This is a genomic window from Streptomyces sp. MNU76, assembly GCF_020982545.1.
Taxonomy (GTDB): domain Bacteria; phylum Actinomycetota; class Actinomycetes; order Streptomycetales; family Streptomycetaceae; genus Streptomyces.
The window spans coordinates 1,189,130-1,212,978 of the sequence record NZ_JAJKLK010000019.1 but is presented as its reverse complement, the minus strand read 5'-3'; the positions used below and the strand labels follow the sequence as shown (position 1 = coordinate 1,212,978).

Genomic DNA, 23,849 nt, shown 5'->3' with positions numbered 1-23,849 from the left:
GACGTGGTGCGTTCTACGCCTTGGTCAGGCGTTCCACCGCCGCCGCCACCCGCTCGTCCGTCGCCGTGAAGGCCACGCGGACGTGGTGGTCGCCGGCCGGGCCGTAGAAGTCGCCGGGGGCCACGAGGATGCCGAGGTCGGCGAGGTTCGCGACCGTGGTCCAGCAGGACTCGTCCCGGGTGGCCCACAGGTAGAGGCTGGCCTCGCTGTGTTCGATGCGGAAGCCGTGGGCGACGAGGGCGTCGCGCAGGGCCGTGCGGCGGGCCGCGTAGCGGGCGCGCTGCTCCTGGACGTGGGCGTCGTCCCCGAGGGCCGCGACCGCGGCGGCCTGGGTGGGGGCCGAGGTCATCATGCCGCCGTGCTTGCGGATCTGCAGGAGCGGGCCGAGGACGTCCGGGTCACCGGCGAGGAAGGCCGCGCGGTAGCCCGCCAGGTTGGAGCGCTTGGAGAGCGAGTGGACGGCGACGATGCCCTCGTACGAGCCGCCGTTGACGTCCGGGTGGAGGACGGAGACCGGGTCGGCGTCCCAGCCCAGCTCCAGGTAGCACTCGTCGGAGAAGATCAGGATGCCGTGCGAGCGGGCCCACGCCACGATCCGGGTGAGCTCGTCCTTGGCGAGGACCCTGCCCGTGGGGTTGGACGGCGAGTTCAGCCAGAGGAGCTTCAGGCCGACCGGGTCCAGGGTCGTCGGGTCGTCGTACACCTCGTGGTCCGCGCGGGCGAGACGGGCGCCCACCTCGTACGTCGGGTAGGCCAGGCGCGGGTACGCGACCCGGTCGCCGGGGCCGAGGCCCAGTTGGGTGGGGAGCCAGGCCACCAGTTCCTTCGAGCCGACGATCGGCAGCACGTGGCGGTGGGTGACGTCGCGGGCGCCGAGACGGCGCTCCAGCCAGCCCGTGATGGCGTCGCGCAGTTCGACGGTGCCCCAGACGGTCGGATAGCCCGGCGAGTCCGCCGCCGCGACCAGCGCCTTCTGGATCAGGTCGGGCACCGGGTCGACCGGGGTGCCGACGGAGAGGTCGACGATGCCACCGGGGTGCGCGGCGGCCGTCGCCTTGTACGGCTCCAGCTTGTCCCAGGGAAAGGTGGGAAGGCGGTCGCTGACTGCGGACACGGGATCTGGCTCACTTTCTCGTGGCGAACGCCTCGGGCCCGTACGGCGACCGTGGTGATCGGGCCGTACGGGACCGGGGCGGCGCGGATGCGGGCGCCCGGGGCGTCAACCCGGGGCCCGCGGCGTCGCTCTCAGGCCTGCGGCGGGAGTGCGGCGACGAAGGGGTGGTCACGCTCGATCAGACCGAGCTTGCTGGCACCACCGGGCGAGCCGAGCTCGTCGAAGAACTCGACGTTCGCCTTGTAGTAGTCCTTCCACTCCTCCGGGGTGTCGTCCTCGTAGAAGATCGCCTCGACCGGGCACACCGGCTCGCAGGCACCGCAGTCGACGCATTCATCCGGGTGGATGTAGAGGGACCGCTGACCCTCGTAGATGCAGTCGACCGGGCACTCCTCGATGCACGCCTTGTCCTTGACGTCGACACAAGGCTGCGCGATGACGTAGGTCACGCTGTCGTTCCTCCTCGATAGGGCGCTGGCGGGCCTCCTCAGGCTCCGCCGCCTGGCGCGCGGGAGCGCGGCGTCGTCGATGCCCGCACCTAGTATCTCCGTTCCTGGGCATGATCCGAACAGGAGGGGTGGACAGACCTGTGGAAATCTCTGCCGGTGGACGGCTCGAGATCCGTGTCTCCGCTGCTGACGTGGGCAAACGCGTGTCGGTGCGGTGCCTCGACGACGCGGTCGCCGGGGCTGGGAAATTCACCGACACGGTCGGTGTTCTCACATCATGGGACGACGGTGTCCTGTTGATCACCCGCCGGAGCGGGGAGCGGGTACGGATCGAGGAGTCGTCGCTGGTCGCGGGGAAGGTCGTGCCCGCCGCCCCGGCCCGTCGGCGCGGGCCCGCCGCCACGTACGAGGAGCTGGCGCGGGTCGCCGCGCGGGCCTGGCAGCCGGTCGAGCGGGAGCGCCTCGGCGACTGGGAGCTGCGGGCGGCCGCCGGCTTCACCCGGCGCGCCAACTCGGTGCTGCCCCTGGGTGACCCCGGAATGCCCCTGGACGACGCCCTGACGGCCGTACGCGGCTGGTACGCGGCCCGCGGGCTGCCCGCCTTCATACAGCTGGCCACAGGCGCCGAGGGCACGCAGGAGCTGCTGTGCGCGGAGGTGGCGGACCGCGGCTGGGTCCGTGAGGTGAGCGCCGAACTGTGGATCGGCTCGCTCGCGCCCGTCGCGGACCGGGAGTGGGCCGGGGTCGAGCTGTCGCGCACGGCGGACGAGGCGTGGCTCGGCCGCTATCAGCGCAAGGGGCTCGGCGAGGTCGCGCTGAAGGTGCTCGGGAGCGGGCCGTCGGTGTGGTTCGCGACCGTGCCGGGCGAGGAGGGCGCGGGGCCCGCCGCCATCGGGCGGTGCGTCGTGGACGGGCGGTGGGCCGGCTTCGCGGCCGTCGAGGTCGATCCCGCACAGCGGCGACGTGGGCTCGCCACGACCGTGATGGCCGCGCTGGCGCGGCGGGCGCTGGACGAGGGCGCCTCGGCCGGGTGGCTCCAGGTGGAGACGGACAACGCGGGGGCGCGGGCGCTGTACGCGGGGATGGGGTTCGCGGCGCATCACACGTATCACCACTACCGGGAGCCGGAGGGGCCACCGCGGTGGGGCGGCGGTTTGGGCTCCGGTGCAGGCTCTGGCTCCGGTGCAGGCTCTGGCTCCGGTGGGGGCTCCGGCTCCGGTGCGGGCCCTGGCTCCGGCTTCGCTCCGGGGGGATCGTCGTGAGCGGGCATCACCCGGCCGTGCCGGCGCCCTTTCCCCCGGAGCCGGAACGGGCGGCCGAGGTGCGGCGGCGGTTCGCGGAGGAGGCGCGGGCCGAGCGGCCCGACCTGGCCCTGCTCTGTCTGCTCGTGGGGGCCGCGGGCGACGGGGCACTCGACGACGCGGGTGTCGACGCCGCCGAGATCGAGCTCGACCGGCTGGCCGGGCTCATGCCGTACCGGCCGGGCGCGCCGCGTGCGTGGGCGGTCGCGGCGGCCGAACTGCTCGGCGAGCGGTGTGGGTTCCGTGGTTCCGCCGGGGACTACCAGCGGCTGGAGTCCTCGCTGCTGCACCAGGTGCTCGAACGGCGACGAGGGTTGCCGATCCTGTTGTCCGTGGTGTGGATGGAGGTGGCCCGGCGGGCGGGTGCGCCCGTGTACGGGGTCGCGCTGCCGGGACACTTCGTGGTGGGGTTCGGGCCGGAGGAGGAGCAGGTGCTCGCCGACCCGTTCGACGGGGGGCGGGTGCTGAGCGGGAGCGACGCGGAGTTGCTGGTGGCCGGGGCGACGGGGGCACCGCTGGACCCCGCGATGCTGAGTCCCGCCGATCCGCTGGACGTGGTGGTGCGGGTCCTCAACAACGTGCGGGCGTGGGCGGCGGCGCGGCCCGAGCGGACGGATGTGGCGTTGTGGGCGCTGGAGTTGTCGTTGGCGATGCCCTCGCATCCGGGGCGGTTGCGGTACGAGTGGGCGCGGTTGCTGGTGCAGCGTGGGGAGTTCGTGCGGGGCGCTGCCGCGTTGGAGGAGTACGCCGAGGTGGTGGCCGGGGTGGATGCCGGGGCCGCGGAGAAGATGCGGAGGCAGGCGGAGGCGGCTCGGGCTCGGTTGAACTGAGAGTGCCTGTGCGGTGGTTCGAGGGTGCGTGTTCGCTGTGGGGCGCCTTATCGCCGTGGGGCGGGGCGCCTCCTGTCTGGGGGGTGCGGGTTCGTCTTGGCCGGTCGCGCAGTTCCCCGCGCCCCCGGCGGTGGCTGCCCCTGGGCTCGGTCACCAGCACAGCCATCCGCCCTGCCCTCAGCCGTGACGAGGGGGCACCCGGGATGTCCCGGGTGCCCCCTCGTCGTGCCGTGCGATGCACCCGACCGGCGCCGGTCGGGTGCCGCTAGCTCGGGTTCGTCTCGATGACGGCCGTGCGGTCGGTCGTGCTCTTCAGGGCCTGGCGGAGGGCGCCGTAGACGTCCTGCACGGTCACGGGGGTCTTCTCGCCGTTGCCGCGGGTGATGAGGACGTCGTCGAAGGTGCCGCCGTAGAGCTCCTTGAGGGCCTTCTCGTCGTAGGAGTCGACGAGCTTGCCGTCGACGGCCTTGACGGTGAGGAACTTCCAGAGGGAGTTCTCCGGGCTCAGCGGGACGCTGTGCGCGGCGTCGGTCTGGACGGTCACGGTGCCCGACATGGCCGGCTCCGCGAACTCCTTCATGAACCGGTCGACCTCGGCCTTGTCGACCGACGGCTCCTTGGTGGTGGTCGGCAGCTGCACCGTCGCGGGCTCGCCGGTCTCGATCTGGGTGCGGTAGGCCTCCTCGACGGCGTCGGTGGATTCGTCGACGTCGATGCCCTTGCCGGCCTTGCCGTACACGGGTACGGCCTTGCCGGCCTCGTACTTGACGGTGCCGTCGTCGGCCGAGCCGGAGCTGCCCGCGGCGCGTTGGAGGGCGGCCGCCAGCTTCTCCACGTCGACGGGCATGACGGGCTCGACGACCCGCTCCTGGCCGAAGAGCGCGCCGATCACCGAGACCGGGTTGTAGTCGCTGACGGCGGCGGCGCTGACCGTGGCCTGCTTGTCGAACTGGAGTCCGGCCTGGTCGGGCCTGAGGGAGACGGTCTCGCCGTCGACCGAGAGCTTGAGCGCCTCGTTCGTGCTCTTGCCGAAGGCCGCGTCCAGCTTGTTGACGGCCTCGTCGCGGGTGCCGCCACCGATGTCGACGCCGAGGACGGTGGTGCCCTTGGGGACGTCGGAGTGGTTCATCAGCAGACCGGCGCCGTAGACACCGCCGCCGAGGACGATCACTCCGCCGACGAGCAGGCCGAGCTTGCTGCGGCCCTTCTTCTTGGCCGGCCCCGCGGACTTGATGTTCTTCGCCGGGCCGGACTTCTGCTGCGGGCCGGGGTCGGGCAGCTTCGGCGGGGTGTGCTGCACCGCGCCGTCGGGGCCGTCCGCACCAAACGGCGTGCCCTGGGTGCCGGGGGGCACGACCGGGATGCCGCTGGTCAGGGTGTGTCCGGAGGGGTTGTCGACGAGCGGGCCGGAGCCGCCGTAGCCCGGGGTGCCCGGTTCCGGGGCGGGCCGCTGCGGGGTGAGGACCGCGGTGTCGTCGCTGATGCCGCCGCCGGGGCGGGCGTAGGCGCCGGGCGAGGAGAAGTCGGCGTCGGGGCCGCCGAAGGGGTTGCCCAGGTAGCCGGAACCGCCCTGGCCGGGCGGCGGGCCGAGCGGGCTGTCACCGGTGACGGGGCCGCCGGTGGGACCCGCCGGGCCGGAGCGGCCGTCCGGGCCGGGGCGGGCACCGCCGTCGGAGAAGTACGGCAGGTCGTCGCGCTCGGGCTTGGTTCCGGCCAGCGCGGCCGAGACGTCGAAGGAGCCGGTGCCGCCGCCGTGGCCGGGAGCGACCGGCTGGCCGCCGGTGGCGCCGGGGAGTCCGGCGCCGTTCGTCCCGCCGGGCCGTGCGCCCGTGCCGGGGCGCGGGCCGCCGGGCTGGGCACCGGGGCCGCCGGCCATCGGGCCGGGACCGCCGGGGCGGGCGCCCGTGCCGGGGCCGCCGGGTGCGCCGGCGCCGGGCGTGCCCGTGCCGGGGACGCCGATCGAGCCGGTGGAGAACCCGGCGCCGTTGCTGCCGCCGGTGCTCGTGCCGTTGGCGGGGGTGGCGCCCTTGCGCGGCGCGAACCAGTCGCTGGTGGGCTTGTCGTCGGCGGGTGCGTCCGGCTCCGGCGCGAGCGCCGGGGTGTCCGTGAACACGGGCATGGCCGTGGTGCCGGTGGTTTCCGACTCGGACCCGGTGTCGTCCGCCGGGCCGTCGCCGTCACCGACCGGCTTGCGGACGACGACCGGCGGGATGGGGCGCGAGCCGGGGATGTTGATCCGGACCCGCGTGGTCAGCGTGGTCTCGGTCTTGGGTCCGTCCGGCCGCTCGCCGGCGGCCGACCGGGCCGCTGCGGCACCGGCCTCGGTGGCCATGGGCGTGCCGTACGGCGGTGTCCCCGACGGGTACGCGGTGCTGCCGCGCCCATTGGCCCCGGAGGACGAAGTGTCAGTTTCACGACTCAAGGCAGGTTCTCCCGGTTTGCTCCGCCGCCCGTCACGACCTCAACTCAGCGGGCAGCTCGGCGGCGCGCACCACCATACTGGCCACTTCCGGCGCGTATCCCACGACCGCGTGGGAAACCCACACGGGACCCGCACCGGCGCACTGCGGCGAAGTGGTACGTCACTTCCCAAGTCGGGCGTCTGGCCCGGTCGGTTGCCGCCCCCGCCCAAGGGTGGCGCACATCACAGCCACAGCCATGCCGCCGAGCAGGAAAAGATACGAGCCCGCTCCCGCGCCGAATAGGAAGTCGCCCTCCGGTCGGGTGGACGTCAGCAGGACGACGGAGATCATCCAGCCGGCGGCCGGCGCAACGGCCCCGGCCCGGCCGCCCGTCACCCGGGCGCCGCCCAGGAACAGTCCGGCCGCGCCCAGCAGCGCGAGCAGCAATCCCCCGGGGAACCAGGCCGCTTGGAGCAGCCCGCCGGCCACCCCGACCACGGCTCCCAGGACGAAGAGTCCCAGGTGCGCGGCGGCGCGCCCCAGCGGGGGGAATGTCAACGGCTGTGCGAGCGGGCTGCCTTGCCCGCCCGTCGGCCGGTCCTTCGCGGTCATCGCCGGCCCTCCTCTCGGCGGCCGTGCGTGCGCACCACTGCTGTGTCATACCCATGCGTACGCATCACAGGGCCGTTCCGTTCTGCTGTTTCCCGGAAGTCTGCCGTTCCGGGGAATTCTGTCGCCCTTCGGGCGAAATGCCGGGGATCCCCTCGAACAAGTCGCCCTCCCGGCCGCCGCCTTCGCGTCCGCCCCGCACCAACTCGTAGTACTCGGTGGTCAGCAGCGGCTGGGCCAGCCGGTTGGAGAGGACGAAGTACGGCTCGGCGACCTCGATCTGCGTGGCGTGGGCGCGCATCGCGGCGGCCTTCGCGGCCGCGAAGCCGGTGCCGTCGATCTCGGTGGTGACGATGTGGTCGTCCACCACTCCGGGCACATCCGTGACGCTCGCGGCCCGCTCGAACGGCAGCCGTCCCGGCTCGGCGAGATCGCGGCGGAGCCGGCCGAAGCCCTCCAGGAGCACCCCGCGCGGCACCCGGTTCCAGTAGACCTTGGCGATCTCCCAGGGCTCGCCCAGGTCGGGGCGGTAGTCCGGGTCGGGGGTCAGGTCGGCGGCGCGCATGGCGACACGGTGGGCCTGGATGTGGTCGGGGTGACCGTAGCCGCCGTCCGGATCGTAGGTCACGAGGACCTGGGGGCGTACCTCACGGATGACCTCGACCAGGAGGGCGGCGGCCTCGTCGACGTCGGCGGACCAGAAAGCGCCGGGGCGTTCGTTCTGTTCGACGCCCATCATCCCGGAGTCGCGGTAGCGGCCGGGGCCGCCGAGGAAGCGGTGGTCGGTGACGCCGAGCTTCTTCATGGCCGCGGCCAGCTCGTCCACCCGGTGCGGGCCCAGGGTGTCGTCACGGTCGGGCGCGAGGTGGGCGAGGCCGGGCGGGATGACCTCGCCCTCCTCGCCGAGGGTGCAGGTCACCAGCGTCACGTGCGCGCCCTCGGCCGCGTACCTGGCCATGGTCGCGCCGTTGTTGATCGACTCGTCGTCCGGGTGCGCGTGCACCAGGAGCAGTCGGCGAGCGACGCCGGAGGGGCGTCCCCCCGGCCGAGGGCCGGAGGAGGGCAGATCCGTCATGGGGCCACCCTACGAGGCCCCCGGTTTCGCGCCCGTGCCGGGCGCCGGCCTTCACAGGAACGGTCGGCCGCGGGGGTCGCAGGGCCCGGTGGGACGGGCCCTGGGAGAGGCCCCCGGCGGCCGGAGGTGTCAGAACTTGATACTGCCGATCATGCCCGCGATGTTGGTCGTCAGCTCGCTGATCGTCGGCGCGATGGTCGAGGAGGCGAGATAGAACCCGAGCAGGATGCAGATGATCGCGTGTGGTGCCTTCAGCCCTGACTTCTTGATCAGGATGAAGACGATGATCGCCAGCAGCACCACCGCCGAAATCGAGAGTGCCACGGCGGCTCACCTCCAAAAGTTCCCTGGGACCTGGGGAGCGAAGCGGTTGTCGAAGGCCGACGGCGAGAGCGTCGTCAACCGGTGACGTGGGTGACGCAGTTGTAAATCCATACAGCGGCCAGCAGGTTCATACCCACCCAGCGGTAGTGATCATAACTATCCATACGCGCGCATCGGTCGGCGCACGGCCGCACAAGGGGGCGCATGGCCAATATGGTCGGGGTATGACGACCCAGCCCGAGTCCTTCCCTCGCCGACACGCCCGGACCCAACGTTTCTCCCTCGGCGCGCCGAGGGCTTTCTCCGTCGCCCCGGACGGTTCCCGCGTGGTGTTCCTGCGGTCCTCGTCCGGCACCGACCGGGCCAACAAACTGTGGGTGATTGACCTAGGGGACGGTGGTGGTGAGCGTGTGGCGGCCGACCCGGGCGCGCTGCTCGCCGGCTCCTCGGAGGAGTTGTCCGCCGAGGAGCGCGTGCGCCGTGAGCGCCTGCGCGAGGGCGGCGCCGGGATCGTCGGCTACGCCACCGACGCGGCCGTGGAGTTGGCCTCTTTCGCCTTGTCAGGGCGGCTTTTCGTGGCCGAGCTGCGGGCCGGGACGGCACGTGAACTGGACGTTCCCGGACCGGTGATCGACCCCCGCCCCTCGCCCGACGGCCGGTACGTCGCGTATGTCGCCCGGGGTGCGCTGCGGGTGGTCGGGGCCGAGGGCGGCGGGGACCGGGCGCTCACCGAGGACGAGGCGGGGAACGTCACCCACGGTCTGGCGGAGTTCATCGCGGCCGAGGAGATGGGCCGTTCACGCGGTTTCTGGTGGTCGCCGGAGTCGGACCGGCTGCTGGTGGCGCGTGTGGACGACACGCCGGTGCGCCGCTGGTGGATCTCGGACCCCGCGCAGCCGGAAAGGGACCCGCAGCAGGTGGCGTACCCGGCGGCCGGGACCGCCAACGCGGAGGTGCGCCTCTTCGTGATCGACCTCGCCGGGGCCCGCACGGAGGTCGTGTGGGACCGGGCGCGATACCCGTATCTGGCGCATGTGCACTGGTCAGCGGCGGGTGCGCCGCTGATCCTGGTGCAGGCGCGGGACCAGCGCAGCCAGCTGTTCCTGGCCGTGGACCCGGACACGGGGGTGACCCGGATGGTGCACGCCGACGAAGATCCACATTGGCTTGATCTTTTCCCTGGGGTGCCGGCGTGGAGTCCGTCGGGCCGGCTCGTGCGTGTCGCGGACGAGGGCGGCGCGCGGGTGCTCGCGGTCGGCGAACGCCCTTTGACGGGACCGCAGTTGCAGGTCCGCGCGGTACTCGATGTCGCGGACGCCGATGTGCTGGTCTCCGCCTCCGCGGGAGAAGCGGCCGCGGAGGCGGAGATCGGCGAGATCCACGTCTACCGCGTGAACGAGCTCGGCGTGGAGCGCGTCTCGCAGGAGCCCGGCGTGCACTCGGCGGTGCGCGCCGGAGGCGTGACCGTGCTCGTCTCGGCCGTTCCGGGGCGGGCCGGAGCCCAGGCGCAGGTGCTGCGGGACGGTAGGCCGGTGGCGACCGTGGCGTCTTATACGGAAGATCCCGGTATGTCACCGCGCGTGCGGTTCACACAGGGGGGCGCACGCCGCGTACCGTGCGCCCTGCTTATGCCGAGCGACTACGACGGGGTCACACCCCTACCGGTCCTCATGGACCCCTACGGCGGTCCGCACGGCCCCCGGGTGCTCGCCGCGCACAACGCGCACCTCACCTCGCAGTGGTTCGCCGACCAGGGTTTCGCGGTGGTGGTCGCCGACGGACGCGGCACCCCCGGCCGCTCCCCCGCCTGGGAGAAGGAGATCGACGGCGACTTCACCCTCTCCCTGGACGACCAGGTGGAGGCGCTGCACGACCTGGCGACGTCCCACCCGCTGGACCTCTCCCGGGTCGCGATCCGCGGCTGGTCGTACGGCGGCTGGCTCGCGGCCCTCGCGGTGCTGCGCCGCCCGGACGTCTTCCACGCCGGCATCGCGGGCGCCCCGGTCACCGACTGGCGGCTGTACGACACGCACTACACCGAGCGGTACCTGGGCGACCCCACGAAGAACGCGGCGGCGTACGCGAGGAGTTCGCTGATCACGGACGAGGGGCTGTCCTCGCCCGCCGAGCCGCACCGCCCGCTGATGGTCGTGCACGGCACCGCCGACGACAACGTGGTCTTCGCCCACGCGCTGCGGCTGTCCTCCGCGCTGCTCGCGGCCGGCCGCCCGCACGAGGTGCTGCCGCTCTCCGGCGTCACCCACATGACCCCGCAGGAACAGGTCGCCGAGAACCTGCTGCTGCTCCAGGTCGACTTCCTGAAGCGTTCGCTGGGCCTGGTCTAGGCGAGGGCGAGAGCGGTAGCGGGAGAGCCGGCACAGCAACGGGCCGGGGCTACATGGCGAGCCCCGGCCCGTTTACGGCACCCGCACGGCCGTACGCGTAGTAGATTCGCGCGTCCGTATATCGGAACCGCGTCAGCTAAGTTGCCTGCGTGTTAACGCATTTGGTGTGGATTTGCAGGCTTATTCAGCCTCATTCGTCTGATCGTCCGTCCGATCGACCGTCCGGCCGTCCCTCTGCTCGTCCTCCGGCTCCTCCGGCGGCACCACCTGTTTCTCCTCCGCGAAATGGCAGGCCGAGTCATGGGCGGCCGGGCCGGTGGTGAGCCGGAACTCCGCGGGGACGGCCAGCAGCGGCACCTCCAGCGCACAGCGCTCCCGCGCCTTCCAGCACCGCGTGCGGAAGCGGCACCCGGAGGGGATGTTCGTCGGGGAGGGCACATCACCGAAGAGGATGATCCGTTCCCGGTGCTCGCGGGCCTCGGGGTCCGGGACGGGCACGGCGGACAGCAGTGCCTGGGTGTAGGGATGCGTCGGGTGGTCGTAGATCTCGGCGTCCCGGCCGATCTCCACGATCCGCCCCAGGTACATCACCCCGACCCGGTCGGAGATGTGCCGCACGATCGACAGGTCGTGGGCGATGAAGACGTACGACAGTCCGAACTCGCCCTGGAGGCGGTCCAGCAGGTTGATGACCTGGGCCTGGACGGAGACGTCCAGGGCGGAGACGGGTTCGTCGGCGACGATGATCTCGGGGCGGAGCGCCAGCCCCCGGGCGATGCCGATGCGTTGGCGCTGGCCGCCGGAGAACTGGTGCGGATAGCGGTTGATGTACTCGGGGTTGAGGCCGACGACGTCGAGGAGTTCCTGCACCCGGCGCCGGCGGTCGCCCTTCGGCGCGACCTCGGGGTGGATGTCGTACGGCTCCCCGATGATGTCGCCCACGGTCATCCGGGGGTTGAGGGAGGTGTACGGGTCCTGGAAGACCATCTGGATGTTGCGGCGGACGGTCTTGAGCACCCGGCCGGAGAGCTTGGTGACGTCCTCGCCCTTGTAGCGGATCGACCCGGCGGTCGGCCGCTCCAGGTGGACCAGCATCTTGGCGACCGTGGACTTGCCGCAGCCGGACTCGCCGACGATGCCGAGAGTCTCGCCCCGGCCGAGGGCGAAGTCGACGCCGTCGACCGCCTTCACGGCGCCCACCTGCTTCTTGAAGAGGATGCCCTCGGTGAGCGGGTAGTGCTTGACCAGGCCGCTGACCTCCAGGATCGGCTCAGCCGGCGGGGCGGTCGTGGATGTGGTGGTCATCCAGGCACTCCCTCCAGAAGTGGCAGGCGCTCAGCCGGATCCCGTCCGCCGGCTCCACGTCGTACAGCGGGGGTACGTCGGTCCGGCACACGTCCCGGGCCATCGGGCAGCGGGGGTTGAAGGCGCAGCCGGGCGGGATGTCCATGAGGTTGGGCGGTAGGCCCTTGATGGCGTAGAGCTCCTGGCCCTTCTGGTCCAGGCGCGGGATCGAGTCGAGCAGGCCGCGCGTGTAGGGATGGGCCGGGGCCTTGTAGATGTCGTGGACGGGCGCGGACTCCACGATCCGGCCCGCGTACATCACGGCGATGCGGTCGGCGACGTCCGCGACGACGCCGAGGTCGTGGGTGATGAGGACGAGACCCATGCGGAGTTCACGCTGGAGTTCCGCCACGAGGTCCATGACCTGGGCCTGGACGGTGACGTCCAGCGCGGTCGTCGGTTCGTCGGCGATGATCAGCGCGGGTTCGAGGGCCAGCGCCATCGCGATCATGATGCGCTGGCGCATGCCGCCGGAGAACTGGTGCGGATAGTCCCGTACGCGCTCCTTGGCGGCCGGGATGCGGACCCGGTCCATCAGCTCGACGGCCTTGGCGCGGGCGTCCTTCCTCGACATGCCCCGGTGCACGACGAACATCTCGCCGAGCTGGTCGCCGACGGAGAGGACGGGGTTGAGGGAGGACAGGGCGTCCTGGAAGATCATCGCCATCTCGGCGCCCCGGATCTTGCGGCGTTCGTCCTCCTTGAGCTTCAGCAGGTCCTGGCCCTTGAAGAGGATCTCGCCGCCGGTGATCCTGCCGGGCGGCATGTCGAGGATGCCCATGATCGCCTGCGCGGTGACCGACTTACCGGAGCCGGACTCCCCCAGGACGGCCAGCGTCTGCCCCTCGTCCACGCCGTAGTCGACCCCGTTGACTGCCTTGGCGACCCCGTCCCGGGTGCGGAACTCCACGTGCAGACCACGCACTTCGAGCAGCATGACGACACCTCACCTCAACTTCGGGTCGAGGGCGTCGCGCACCGCGTCGCCCAGCATGATGAACGCGAGGACGGTGATCGCCAGGGCGCCGGAGGGCCACAGCAGGGCGTGCGGGGCGTTGCGGATGTACGGGGAGGCGGCGGAGATGTCGATCCCCCAGGAGACGCTCGGCGGTTTCAGGCCGACGCCCAGGTAGGACAGGGTCGCCTCCAGGGCGATGTACGTGCCGAGGGCGATGGTGGCCACGACGATGACCGGGGCGACCGCGTTCGGGGTGATGTGGCGCAGCAGCATGCGGGAGTTGGAGGCGCCGAGGGCGCGGGCGGCCTGGACGTAGTCGTTCTGCTTGGCGGTGATGACCGAGCCCCGGGCGATGCGGGAGATCTGCGGCCAGCCCAGCAGCACCATGAAGCCGATCACGGGCCAGATGCTGTTGCTGGTGACGACGGAGAGCAGCACCAGGCCGCCGAGGACCACCGGGATCGCGAAGAAGACGTCGGTGATCCGGGAGAGGATCGAGTCCGAGAACCCGCCGAAGAACCCGGCGAGGCCGCCGAGCACCGACCCGAGGATCGCGACGCCGAGCGTCGCGCAGACGCCGACGGCGATGGAGATCCGCGCCCCGTAGACGGTACGGGTGTACACGTCGCAGCCCTGCCCGTCGTACCCGAACGGGTGTCCGGGTTGCGCACCCTCCTGGGCCTTGGCGAGGTCGCACTTGAGGGGGTTGCCGGAGGCGATCAGCGACGGCCAGAGGGAGATGACGACCAGGAAGAGGATCACCAGGGCCGAGATGATGAAGACGGGGTTGCGCCGCAGGTCGCGCCAGGCGTCGGACCAGAGGCTGCGGGCCTTGTCGGCCGGGCCGCCCGCGTCGGCGTTGCCGAGCCCCTTCTCCAAGGTCTCCCCCTCGGTGGTGGCCAGGTCCATCGTGCCGTCCTGCCCCGTCGCGGCGATCGCCCCGCCCTCGGGGACGCGCTGGCCGCCCGACACGTGCGGCTCCTCCGGCTGCGGCTCAGGCATAGCGGATCCTCGGGTCGAGTACGGCGTAGAGGAGGTCGACGAGCAGGTTGGCGATGAGGAACACCAGGACCAGGACGGTCACGAAGCCGACGACGGTCTGGGTGTTCTGGCGGAGGATGCCCTGGTAGAGCTGGTATCCGACGCCGTGGATGTTGAAGATCCGCTCGGTGACGATGGCGCCGCCCATCAGCGCGCCGATGTCGGTGCCGATGAAGGTGACCACCGGGATCAGGGAGTTCCGCAGCAGGTGCTTGCGGATCACCCGGTGCCGGGGCAGCCCCTTGGCGACGGCGGTGCGGACGTAGTCGGCGCGGGTGTTCTCCGCGATGGACGTCCGGGTGAGGCGGGTGACGTACGCGAGGGAGACGGAGGCGAGGACGAGCCCGGGGACGATCAGCTCGTCGAAGGTGGCGTCGGAGGAGACCGACGGACTGATCCAGCCCCACTCCACGCCGAGCAGCAGCTGGAGCAGCAGGCCGGTGACGAAGGTGGGGACGGAGATGACGACCAGGGTGACCACCAGCGCCCCGGTGTCGACGGGTCGCCCGCGCCGCAGGCCGGTGACGACACCGAGGGTGATGCCGATGACGATCTCGAAGAGGATCGCGACGATCGTCAACCGGATGGTGACGGGGAAGGCGGAGGCCATCAGCTCGGTGACCTCCTGCCCGTTGAACGCGGTGCCGAAGTCGCCGGTGAAAATGTTGCCCATGTAGGTCAGGTACTGCTGCCCCACGGGCTTGTCGAGGCCGAACTCCCGTCTGAGCTGGGCGGCCGTCGCCGGATCGCACTCCCGGTCGCCGCAGAGGCCCGCGATGGGGTCGCCCATCACGTTCACCATCAGGAAGATCAGGAGGGTGGCGCCCACGAAGACCGGGATCATCTGGAGCAGGCGCCGGGCGACGTACCGTCCCACGGATGATCAGCCGACCTTGATCTGGTCGTACACCGGCACGCTGAACGGGTTCAGGGAGACGTCGGAGAGCCGCGCCGAGTAGCCCGCGCTGCCGTTCTGGTACCAGAGCGGGATGGCGGCCATGTTGTCCCGGACGACCTCCTCGGCCTTCTGGAACGTCTCCACGGCCTTGGTGGTGTCGGACTCGGCGTTGGCCTCGTCCACCAGCTTGTCGAAGTCGGCGTTGGACCACTTGCCGTCGTTGGAGGAGGCGTTGGTGTAGTACAGCGGCTGCAGGAAGTTCTGGATGAGCGGGTAGTCCATCTGCCAGCCCGCCCGGAACGGGCCGCTCATCTTCCGCTGGGTGATCTGGTTGCGGTAGTCGGCGAAGGTGCCGACCGGGTTGCCGACGCACGCCTTGTCGTTGTCGAGGGCGTTGTTGATGGAGTTGCAGACGGCGTCGACCCACTGCTTGTGGGAGCCGGTGTCCGCGTTGTACGTGATCTTGACCTGGCCGCCGGGGAGGCCGCCGCCCTCCTGGATCAGCCTCTTGGCCGCGTCCGCGTCGTACTCGCAGGCGTCACCGCACAGGCCCTCCTTGTAGCCGCCCTCCTCGCCGAGGACGGGGGAGGTCCAGTCGGTGGCGGGGGTGCGGGTCTTCTGGAAGATGGTGTCGGTGATCTGCTCGCGGTCGATCGCCCGGGACAGCCCCTCGCGGACCTTCTCCGAGCCCTCCTTGTTCCACTGCTCGTCGTAGAACGGGAAGGACAGGGTCTGGATGATGCCGGCCGGGGTGTTGATGTACCGGTCGCCGAGGTCGGCCTGGACGTTCTTCAGCTGGGCGGCGGGGACGTCGTCGACGAGGTCGAGGTTGCCGGCCATCAGGTCGGTGTAGGCGGTGTTGTTGTCGGTGTAGACCTTGAGGTCCACGCCACCGTTCTGCGCCTTGTCCTCGCCCGGGTAGTCGTCCCACTTGCGCACCGACAGCTGGGAGCCCTTGGTGTAGGAGTCGACGGCGTACGGGCCGTTGCCGACGGGTTTGGCCAGCCAGGCGTCGTGGTCGGTGAAGAACGACTGCGGCAGCGGCGCGTACGCGTTGTAGCCGAGGGTGTCGGGGAAGGTCGAGAACTTCTGGGTGAGCTGGACGGTGAAGGTGTTCTCGCCGGTGACCTTCAGCCCGGAGAGCGTGTCGGCGGTCTGCTTGCTGCCGTCGTCTGGGTGCGTCTCGTCGTAGCCCTCGATGTACTCGAAGAAGTACGCGTTCTTCTGGTTGTTCTTCAGGCTGGCCCCGTAGTTCCAGGCGTCCACGAAGGACTTGGCGGTGACCTTCTCACCGTTCTGGAAGGTCCAGCCGTCCTTGACGGTGATGGTGAAGTTCTGCGAGTCGGTGGTCTCGATCTTCTCGGCGAGCATGTCCTTGGCCTCGCCGGTCTTGGCGTCGTACCGCTTCAACCCGCGGAAGATCATGTCCAGCACCTTGCCGCCCTGCACCTCGTTGGTGTTGGCCGGCTCCAGCGGGTTCTGCGGGTCGCCCCAGGAGGAGCTGAGCACCGCGCCGGCGTCACTGCTGCCGCTGCCGCCGTCGTCGCCACCGCAGGCGGTCGCGGCGAGGGCCACCGCCGCCGCGCCGGCGATCCATCGGGCGTGCGTGGCTCCACGCATGGGTGCCTCCTCGTGAGTGCGCAGTGGCCTGTGGTACTGCGCTGTGCTCCAGCGCGGGTGCGCTGGTCCGATACCGGTCAATATCGACCGGTTGCACCCATGGCGCACGTCACTCGGCCCGTCCGGGGGAACGTCTCCCTCCGGATGTACGTACTCACTGCCTCTGGCGCGGCGGGGGCGGGGGGCGCGGTCAGGGTCGGGATCGGGCGCGGCCACGTCTGCACGCCCACCTGCCGGGCGTGAGACGGCCCGAGGAACGGATCGGGCAGAGGCGCCGCATACGCCCGCTCGCTACTCTCGGGACATGGAGTACGCGAAGATGCGCGCGATCGCGGAGGAACTCGGGACTCACGCTGAGCAGCTTGAGGGAGCATGGCGCGTCGAGATCGGCCCGTCAGGTCCGATACTGGCCATGATGTGCCCGTCGAAGCGCCACGAGGGCACGGTCCGTCGCATCTGTAAGCAGCTCGACGAGCAACTTCTCACCTCACACCCCGGCTACATCTGCGCGAACGGCCCCGAGATCGAGCACCCGGCGCTCGGCCGCATGCGGCGCCCGGATGCCGTCGTCATTCCCGAGGACGTACTCGACGAGGAAGGTCTCGCCGTCGACGCCACCCAGGTGCTGGCCGTCATCGAGATCGTCTCACCGTCCAACCCCGACAACGACTACGGCGAGAAGCTCACCGAGTACCCCGCCATGGGGATCGCCCACTACATGATCGTCGACCCTCGCACGGGCACCATCGAGGTGCATTCCGACCCGTGCAGGGGCCGGTACTCCCGCAAGGATCCGTACATCTTCGGCGACAAGGTGCCGTTCGGTGCCTGGTCGGTGGAGACCGCCGCGTTCCGCCGTTACGGCCGGGCGGGCGACAGCTCAACCTGACGGGCGGCCCGCACCGAGGGCGTGGATCATCCCAACTCGCCCCGCTCCACGCAGAATTCGTTGCCCTCGGGGTCGGCCATGAGGACCCAGCCGCCGCCGTCGGGGCGGGTGTGGTCCGCGATCACGCGGGCGCCCAGCCCGATTGCCCGCTCGACCTCCTCGGCCCGGGTGCGGCCGTGCGGCTTCAGGTCGAAGTGGAGCCGGTTCTTCGCCGACTTGCCCTCGGGCACCCGGACGAACAGCAGCCGCGGCCCACCGGCCGGATCCGCGATCAGCGCCTCCGGGTCACCGGGCTTGTCGTCGTCGGCCAGGGGCCTGCCGAGCAGTTCGCTCCAGAAGAGGGCGAGGTCGTACGGGTCGCCCGTGCAGTCGAAGGTGATGCTGTGGATGGCGGGGGGCGTGGGGCTCAACTGGGTTCTCCGTCGTGAGTGGGTGTGCGGGTGGGACGTCCGTGGTCCGCCGGCCCGGGTCGGAACGGCGTCGCCGACCGGGTCTCGGTCGCGGACCAGGGTCTCGCCGCCCGCCACGGCCCGCCACCGATTTCCTACCGGGCACGGTCTCCGCCCACAGCCCGCAGCACGCCCTCCGCCGCCTCCCTCAGCGACCCGAAACACCCGTGCGCGCCCCGGAGTTCGTCTGGGTGGTGCGTGGAAGCCACCGCGTACACCGTGCAGCCGGCCGCGAGCCCCGCCGCGATGCCCGCCGGCGCGTCCTCGACGACCAGGCAGCGTGCCGGGTCGGCGCCCAGGCGTGCGGCGGCGGTCAAGTAGCCCTCGGGCGACGGCTTGCCCTCGGACACGTCCTCGGCGCAGACCCGTACCTCGGGCACCACCAGCCCTGTACGGGCGAGCCGGGCGGCGGTGGGCTCGGCGCGACTGGAGGTGACGACGGCCCAGCGGCCCGGCGGCAGGGCACGCAGCAGCCCGGCGGCCCCGTCGAAGGCCCGGATGCCGGGCTCCTCGGCGGCCATCAGCCGGTCCAGGGCTTGGTGTTCGCCGGCCGGGTCCCACTCCGGGGCCAGCGATCTCAGGATGTCGGCCCGTCGGCGCCCCTGCGTGGCCTGCCACACGGCCTCGGGGTCCAGCCCCCGCTCCCGTGCCCAGGCCCGCCAGACCCTGCCGTGCGCGTCGGCGGTGTCGAGCAGTACCCCGTCCACGTCGAAGAGGACGGCGGTGGCCGTACCGTCGCCGACCGGTCCTCCGGAACCCGTCCTCATCTGGTCGCACGCCCCCGTCGACAGCAGCTCTGCACGGAAGAGGGCCCGCCGTACCGCGCCGACGGCCCCGTCACCGGGACCACCACCGTCGTACGACGAGCCCTCGAAGACTCGAACGAGCCGTACTCGAACCGACCGGACTCGGCCGGGCCGAACCCGATCGGGACCGACTTGCCCCGCCGGTCCAACTCCTAGGCCCGGTCCGACCCCTTGCGTCAGTCCTTGGCGACCTTCGCCCCCGACTCCTCCGGCGTGCTGTCCTCCAGCGCCTTCAGCCCCGGGTCCAGTACGACGTCCTCGGCGCGGGCCTCGGTCGTCGGGTCCTCCGGGAAGTGGCAGGCCGTCAGGTGGCCGGGCAGGCTGCCGGAGAGCTGGACCAGCGGCGGCTCCTCGGAGGCGCACTTGTCCTGGGCCTTCCAGCACCGCGTCCGGAAGCGGCAGCCGGACGGCGGCGAGATCGGCGAGGGCACGTCACCGGCGAGCCGGATCCGCTCCTTCGCCTCGACCTCGTCGTCGATCGCCACCTCGGGCACCGCCGAGAGCAGGGCGTGGGTGTACGGGTGGCGGGGCCGGTTGTAGAGCGAGTCCCGGTCCGCGACCTCGACGATCTTGCCGAGGTACATGACCGCGACGCGCTTCGAGAAGTGCCGGACGATGGCGAGGTCGTGCGCGATGAAGAGGAACGCGATGCCCAGCTCCTCCTGGACCTTCTGCAGCAGGTTGACGACCTGCGCCTGGATCGACACGTCCAGCGCCGAGACCGGCTCGTCCGCGACGATCAGCTTCGGGTTCAGGGCGAGTGCGCGGGCCACACCGATGCGCTGGCGCTGACCGCCGGAGAACTCGTGCGGGAAGCGGTTGTAGTGCTCGGGGTTGAGACCGACCAGTTCGAGGAGCTCGCGGACCTTGTTCTCCCGGCCGCCCTCGGGATTGATCCCGTTGACCTCCATCGGCGACTTGATGATCGTGCCGACCGTCTGCCGCGGGTTGAGGGAGGAGTACGGGTCCTGGAAGATCATCTGGATCTCGGACCGCACCGGCGCCAGCTGCTTGCGCGAGGCGTGGGTGATGTCCTGGTCCTGGTAGGTGATCTTCCCGCCGGTGGGCTCCAGGAGCCGGGTGATCAGCCGCCCGGTCGTGGACTTGCCACAGCCCGACTCACCGACCAGACCGACGCTCTCGCCGACCCCGACGGTCAGGTCGATGCCGTCCACGGCCTGGACCGCACCGACCTTGCGCTTGATCGGGAAGCCGCCGTAGATGGGGAAGTGCTTCGTCAGCCCCTCGACCCGGAGCAGCGTCTCGGCCGCGGTGTCCTGGGAGCCCTGCTGTGCGGGGAGGGTGAGGTTGTCGCTCATGATCTCGGTTCTCCCTAGCGCAGCCGGGGCTGGATCTTGTCGATGAAGATGGACTGCTTCTGGTCCGCCGTCAGGTGGCAGGCAGAGGCACGCCCCTCGCCGAGCGGCGGCCGCTCCGTGCTGCAGCGGTTGCCGGTGACCTCACCGGTGAACGCGCAGCGCGGGTGGAACGGGCAGCCGGTGGGCGGGTTGAGCAGGCTGGGCGGGGACCCCGGGATCGGGGTGAGCGCCTGCGCGGTGTCGCCGCCGAGGCGGGGCATCGAGCTGAGCAGACCCCAGGTGTAGGGGTGCGTGGGGTTGCGCAGCACCTCGCGGACACTGCCGCGCTCCACAGCCCGGCCCGAGTACATCACCAGCAGGTCGTCGGCCATGTCGGAGATGACGCCGAGGTCGTGCGTGATGAAGATGATCGCGGAACCGAACTCCTGCTGCAGATCCTTGAGCAGGTCGAGGATCTGCGCCTGGACGGTCACGTCGAGGGCGGTGGTCGGCTCGTCCGCGATCAGCAGGTCGGGGTCGCAGACCAGGGCCATGGCGATCATGGCGCGCTGGCGCATACCGCCGGAGAACTGGTGCGGGTAGTCGTCCACGCGGGTCTGCGGGTGCGGGATGCCGACCTTGGCCAGCATCTCGATCGCCCGCTGCCGGGCCTCCTTCTTGGAGGCGCCGGTGTGCTTCATGAACGGCTCGGCGATCTGCCGGCCCACCGTGTAGTACGGCGAGAGCGCCGTCAGCGGGTCCTGGAAGATCATCGCCACCTTGTTGCCGCGGAGCTGCTCCAGCTCCTTCTCCTTGGCGGTGACGAGTTCCTTGCCGTCGAGGATGATCTCGCCCTCGACGGTGGTGCTCCTGGGGTTGTGCAGGCCGAGGACGGTCAGGTTGGTCACGGACTTGCCGGAGCCCGACTCACCCACGATGCCCAGCGTCTTGCCGCGCTCGACGTCGAAGGAGAGCCCGTCGACGGCCTTGACTATGCCGTCCTCGGTGGAGAACCGCACCCGCAGGTCGCGGACCGAGAGGAAGGCCTCCGGCCCGGTCGGGGCCTTCTCACCTTCGGTCTTGGTCAGAGTGGTCACGGTATTTCTCCTAGCTGAGGCGCACGCGCGGGTCGATGTAGGCGTAGGCGATGTCCACGATGATGTTCAGCAACAGGATGAAGAAGGCGCCGAACAGCATCACGCCCATCGTCAGCGGGATGTCCTTGTCGAGCGAGGAGTTGACCGCGAGACGCCCGAGGCCGGCCAGGTCGAAGGTGAATTCCGTGACGACCGCGCCGGACAGCAGCGCGCTCAGGTCCATGCCGATGATGGTGACGATCGGGATGAGTGAACCACGCCAGGCATAACGGAAGAATACGTACCGCTGCTTCATGCCCTTGGCCCGGGCCGTGCGGACGTGTTCCTCCGAGAGCTGCTCGATCATGGTCGAGCGGGCCATACGCGTGTACTGGGCGGTGAAGATGGTGGCCATGACGGCCCAGGGGATCAGCAGTCCCATGAACCAGCCCCCCGGATCATCGCTGAGCGGCACGTACTTGGGACTCTCCATCCAGCCCGTGCTGTAGACGAAGATGCCGAGGACGATCGGGCCGAGGAAGTAGATCTGGAAGGAGCTGAGCACCATCGAGGCGCCGCTGACGGCCTTGTCGACGGCGGTGCCGCGCTTCCAGGCGGCGAGCAGACCGGTACCGAGGCCGAACACCAGGAAGATGAGCAGACCGCCGAGGGTCAGCGACAGGGTGAGCGGGAAGCTGTCGACGATGGAGTCCCAGACGAAGTCACCGCTGTGGAAGGACATGCCCAGGCAAGGTGCTGAGCAGTGCCCCACCGCGAAGTCCCGGCCGACGACTATGCCGGACATGAACTCCCAGAACTGCGTGGTGATGGGCTTGTCGAGACCAAGGTTCTCTCTGATGACCGCGATGTTCTCGGGGGAGCAGTTCTTGCCGCAGGACAGCTGCGCGAAGTCTTGGGGGATCGTATAGAACAGGAAGAACGTGAAGGCGCCGATCAGGAACATGATGACGACGGCGCCGATCAGCCTGCGGATGAGGAACTGAAGCATGGCGGGTGGATGCTCTCTTCGAAAACGCGGCGGTCGGAGGGGGTGGTACCGACCGCGGGGGTGCGCTCCGCCTGGCGCACACCCCCGCGGATCAGCCGGGCTGACGGATTACGGCTGCTTCAGGAACAGGTCGTTGATGTCGATGTAGCTCGACTCCGTGCTGTACTTGGCACCACCGATGTTCGATCCGAAGAGCTGGATCTGCTTCGAGTAGTAGACCGGGGCGGCCGGGTTGATCTCCTCCACGATGCGGTGGTGAGCCTCTTCCCACGTCTTGGCGGCAGCCTCGGGCTCCTCGGTCAGCGCCTTCTTGATGAGGGCGTTGACCTTGTCGTCGTTGATGTGCGAGTAGTTCGAGGCACCGTCGGCGATGAGGGTGCCGTCGTAGACCGGCGTGATGACCGTGGACGGGGAGGACCAGTCCTGGCCCCAGCCGGTCATGTAGATGTCGTACGGGTTGTCCAGCTTGCCGACCTGCTCGTAGAAGCTGGCCCGGTCGACCTCCTTGGCCTGGACGTCGAAGCCGAGCTTGCCCAGCGCGTCCTTGATGATCACCTGCTGGGCCTGGCCACGCGGGGTGTTGGAGTAGGCGTAGGTGAGCTTGGTGCCCTCCTCGACACCCGCCTCCTTCAGCAGCTCCTTGGCCTTCTCCAGGTCACCGTTGGGCTTCTTGGTCTTGCCGAACGGGTCGTACGACGCGTCGTAGCCCGGCAGTGTCGGCGCCAGCAGACCACCGGCGACCTCACCGCCGTAGCGGCCACCGTCGGCCTGGACCATGGCCTGGGACGGGAGCGCGTACGTGATCGCGTCGCGGACCTTCTTGTCCTTCACCTTGGCGCTGTCGAGGTTGAAGTTCAGCTGCCACACGTAGGGCTGGTAGCCCTGGATGGTGCGCTTCTTCGTCTCGGGGTTACTGATCACCGTCGACATCTGCGCCGGGTCCACGGAGTCCGTGAACTGGATGGCGTTCTTGGCCTCGCCCTGGTCGGCGATCAGACGCTTGGTCTGGCTGGCCTGGTCGATGGTGTTGGTGAAGTTGTAGCCGTCGACGTACTGGTGGCGCACCGAGTCCGTCTTCGGGTCCCACTGGTCGTTCTTGACGAGCTTCAGCGACTTGCCGGCCTTGAGCTCGGAGATCTTGTAGGGGCCGAGGGAGGCCGGCGCCTTGTCGTACTTCTCCTTCGTGTCCTGCTTCTCGGGCACGATGGCGTAGCCGGCCATGGCCAGGGCCTGCGGCAGGTCCGGGCGCGGCTGGTCGAAGTGGAAGATCACCGTCTTGTCGTCCGGGGTCTCCAGGACGGAGTCCGGCAGGTGCTTGCCCTTGTACGGACCGTCCGGCAGCGCCTTGCGGTAGTCGGAGCCCGACAGCCAGCTCTGGATGTACGACGGGCCGTCGAAGATGACCTTGGAGTACTGGCGCTCGATGGTGTGGCGGACGTCGGCCGAGGTGATGACGTTGCCGTCCTCGTCCTTGATGCCGTCCTTGAGCGTGTACGTCCAGGTCTTGCCGCCGTCGGAGGACTTGCCGGAGTCGGTGGCGATGTCACCGACGACCGTCAGGTTGCCCTTGTCGTCCTCCTGGTAGTTCGTCAGACCGCGGTGGATCAGGTTCGCGAGCTGGCCGGCGTCGGAGACGTAGATCTGGCCCGGGTCCAGGTGGGTGATGTCCGACTGCTGGTAGACGTTGATGACACCGCCGGACTTGGCGCCCTTGACCTCCTCGGCCGGGCCGGTGGACGCAGCGGCGTCACCGTAAGCGACAGGCTTCGACTGCTCGGCGGCGTCCTCCTTGCTCTTGGAGGTGTCCTTCGTGTTGCTCTTGCCGTTGTCCGCGCAGCCGGCCAGCGCGAGCGAACCGGCCACGAGGGCGACGGCCACGGCGCGCGTGGTGCGGTTTCTGATGGGCTTCATGATGCCTATGCACCTACCTGTCGATAGTTGTCCACGAGTACTGCCTGTCGGCCCGGGCGAACCCGGGTCGGGGGCGGCAGTCCCCCCACCCACCAATGGAC

21 protein-coding genes are annotated in these 23,849 nt (G+C 70.3%); 4 read left to right on the top strand and 17 right to left on the bottom strand.

All coding sequences use genetic code 11. The features are described from left to right. Positions 1–13 precede the first annotated feature (13 nt). Both E4N62_RS31965 and fdxA read right to left on the bottom strand, forming a co-directional pair. Entirely contained in the window at positions 14–1,114 is a 1,101-nt protein-coding gene (locus E4N62_RS31965; protein WP_230219944.1) for a bifunctional succinyldiaminopimelate transaminase/glutamate-prephenate aminotransferase, read from the bottom strand. Positions 1,115–1,245: 131 nt separating this feature from the next. Continuing rightward, positions 1,246–1,563: a ferredoxin gene (gene fdxA / locus E4N62_RS31960; RefSeq protein WP_005480604.1), complete on the bottom strand. Its 318-nt coding sequence runs from the start codon at positions 1,561–1,563 to the stop codon at positions 1,246–1,248. A gap of 140 nt (positions 1,564–1,703) precedes the next feature. Here fdxA and E4N62_RS31955 point away from each other — a divergent pair, with 140 nt between their 5' ends. Then, the gene (locus E4N62_RS31955) at positions 1,704–2,825 is read left to right on the top strand and encodes a GNAT family N-acetyltransferase (protein ID WP_230219941.1); all 1,122 of its coding nucleotides are present in this window, start codon (positions 1,704–1,706) and stop codon (positions 2,823–2,825) included. Positions 2,826–2,842: 17 nt separating this feature from the next. Beyond that, complete coding sequence (locus tag E4N62_RS31950) at positions 2,843–3,694, top strand: transglutaminase-like domain-containing protein (protein ID WP_374117111.1); 852 nt, start codon at positions 2,843–2,845, stop codon at positions 3,692–3,694. 265 nt (positions 3,695–3,959) lie between these two features. Here E4N62_RS31950 and E4N62_RS31945 read toward each other — a convergent pair whose 3' ends face one another. The 4 genes from E4N62_RS31945 to E4N62_RS31930 all read right to left on the bottom strand — a co-directional run bounded on the left by E4N62_RS31945 (position 3,960) and on the right by E4N62_RS31930 (position 8,104). Then, positions 3,960–6,026 carry a hypothetical protein gene (locus tag E4N62_RS31945; RefSeq protein WP_230219937.1) on the bottom strand — a complete coding sequence of 689 codons (2,067 nt, stop codon included), beginning with the start codon at positions 6,024–6,026 and terminating at the stop codon, positions 3,960–3,962. Positions 6,027–6,276: 250 nt separating this feature from the next. Next, positions 6,277–6,708 (bottom strand): DUF6113 family protein, encoded by a 432-nt coding sequence (locus tag E4N62_RS31940; RefSeq protein ID WP_230219935.1) that lies wholly within the window; start codon positions 6,706–6,708, stop codon positions 6,277–6,279. Positions 6,709–6,772: 64 nt separating this feature from the next. After that, positions 6,773–7,780: an N-acetyl-1-D-myo-inositol-2-amino-2-deoxy-alpha-D-glucopyranoside deacetylase gene (gene mshB, locus E4N62_RS31935; protein WP_230219933.1), complete on the bottom strand. Its 1,008-nt coding sequence runs from the start codon at positions 7,778–7,780 to the stop codon at positions 6,773–6,775. Between the two features lie 129 nt (positions 7,781–7,909). After that, complete coding sequence (locus E4N62_RS31930; protein WP_005480627.1) at positions 7,910–8,104, bottom strand: hypothetical protein; 195 nt, start codon at positions 8,102–8,104, stop codon at positions 7,910–7,912. 224 nt (positions 8,105–8,328) lie between these two features. Between E4N62_RS31930 and E4N62_RS31925 the strand changes: the two genes are divergently transcribed. After that, complete coding sequence (locus tag E4N62_RS31925; protein ID WP_230219931.1) at positions 8,329–10,449, top strand: prolyl oligopeptidase family serine peptidase; 2,121 nt, start codon at positions 8,329–8,331, stop codon at positions 10,447–10,449. Between the two features lie 180 nt (positions 10,450–10,629). On the opposite strand, the gene E4N62_RS31920 is transcribed toward E4N62_RS31925, so the two are convergent. Genes E4N62_RS31920 through E4N62_RS31900 form a run of 5 tightly spaced genes read right to left on the bottom strand, consistent with a single transcriptional unit; the run spans position 10,630 to position 16,310 of the window. Further along, positions 10,630–11,754, bottom strand: a complete 1,125-nt coding sequence (locus E4N62_RS31920; protein ID WP_230219930.1) for an ABC transporter ATP-binding protein — start codon at positions 11,752–11,754, stop codon at positions 10,630–10,632. Further along, on the bottom strand, positions 11,720–12,730 hold the full coding sequence (locus E4N62_RS31915) for an ABC transporter ATP-binding protein (protein WP_230219929.1): 1,011 nt from the start codon (positions 12,728–12,730) through the stop codon (positions 11,720–11,722). The genes E4N62_RS31920 and E4N62_RS31915 overlap by 35 nt, the downstream gene beginning before the upstream one ends. Positions 12,731–12,739: 9 nt before the next feature. Next, a complete protein-coding gene (locus E4N62_RS31910; RefSeq protein WP_230219928.1) occupies positions 12,740–13,753 on the bottom strand; it encodes an ABC transporter permease in 1,014 nt (337 codons plus the stop codon). Continuing rightward, positions 13,746–14,669: an ABC transporter permease gene (locus E4N62_RS31905; RefSeq protein WP_230219927.1), complete on the bottom strand. Its 924-nt coding sequence runs from the start codon at positions 14,667–14,669 to the stop codon at positions 13,746–13,748. The genes E4N62_RS31910 and E4N62_RS31905 overlap by 8 nt, the downstream gene beginning before the upstream one ends. 6 nt (positions 14,670–14,675) lie before the next feature. Next, positions 14,676–16,310, bottom strand: coding sequence for an ABC transporter substrate-binding protein (locus E4N62_RS31900; protein WP_230219926.1), 1,635 nt, complete (start codon positions 16,308–16,310; stop codon positions 14,676–14,678). A 304-nt stretch (positions 16,311–16,614) separates the two neighbouring features. On the opposite strand from E4N62_RS31900, the gene E4N62_RS31895 reads away from it, so the two are divergent. Continuing rightward, on the top strand, positions 16,615–17,199 hold the full coding sequence (locus E4N62_RS31895) for a Uma2 family endonuclease (RefSeq protein WP_230219925.1): 585 nt from the start codon (positions 16,615–16,617) through the stop codon (positions 17,197–17,199). A gap of 26 nt (positions 17,200–17,225) precedes the next feature. Here E4N62_RS31895 and E4N62_RS31890 read toward each other — a convergent pair whose 3' ends face one another. The 6 genes from E4N62_RS31890 to E4N62_RS31865 all read right to left on the bottom strand — a co-directional run bounded on the left by E4N62_RS31890 (position 17,226) and on the right by E4N62_RS31865 (position 23,748). Beyond that, positions 17,226–17,609 (bottom strand): VOC family protein, encoded by a 384-nt coding sequence (locus tag E4N62_RS31890; RefSeq protein WP_230219924.1) that lies wholly within the window; start codon positions 17,607–17,609, stop codon positions 17,226–17,228. 134 nt (positions 17,610–17,743) lie between these two features. Then, positions 17,744–18,415, bottom strand: coding sequence for an HAD-IA family hydrolase (locus tag E4N62_RS31885; protein WP_230219923.1), 672 nt, complete (start codon positions 18,413–18,415; stop codon positions 17,744–17,746). 215 nt (positions 18,416–18,630) lie between these two features. After that, a complete protein-coding gene (locus E4N62_RS31880) occupies positions 18,631–19,773 on the bottom strand; it encodes an ABC transporter ATP-binding protein (RefSeq protein ID WP_230219922.1) in 1,143 nt (380 codons plus the stop codon). 14 nt (positions 19,774–19,787) lie between these two features. Then, positions 19,788–20,849: an ABC transporter ATP-binding protein gene (locus E4N62_RS31875; RefSeq protein ID WP_230219921.1), complete on the bottom strand. Its 1,062-nt coding sequence runs from the start codon at positions 20,847–20,849 to the stop codon at positions 19,788–19,790. 10 nt (positions 20,850–20,859) lie between these two features. After that, positions 20,860–21,837, bottom strand: a complete 978-nt coding sequence (locus E4N62_RS31870; RefSeq protein WP_230219920.1) for an ABC transporter permease — start codon at positions 21,835–21,837, stop codon at positions 20,860–20,862. A gap of 108 nt (positions 21,838–21,945) precedes the next feature. After that, positions 21,946–23,748, bottom strand: coding sequence for an ABC transporter substrate-binding protein (locus E4N62_RS31865; protein WP_230219918.1), 1,803 nt, complete (start codon positions 23,746–23,748; stop codon positions 21,946–21,948). Between the last annotated feature and the right edge of the window lie 101 nt (positions 23,749–23,849).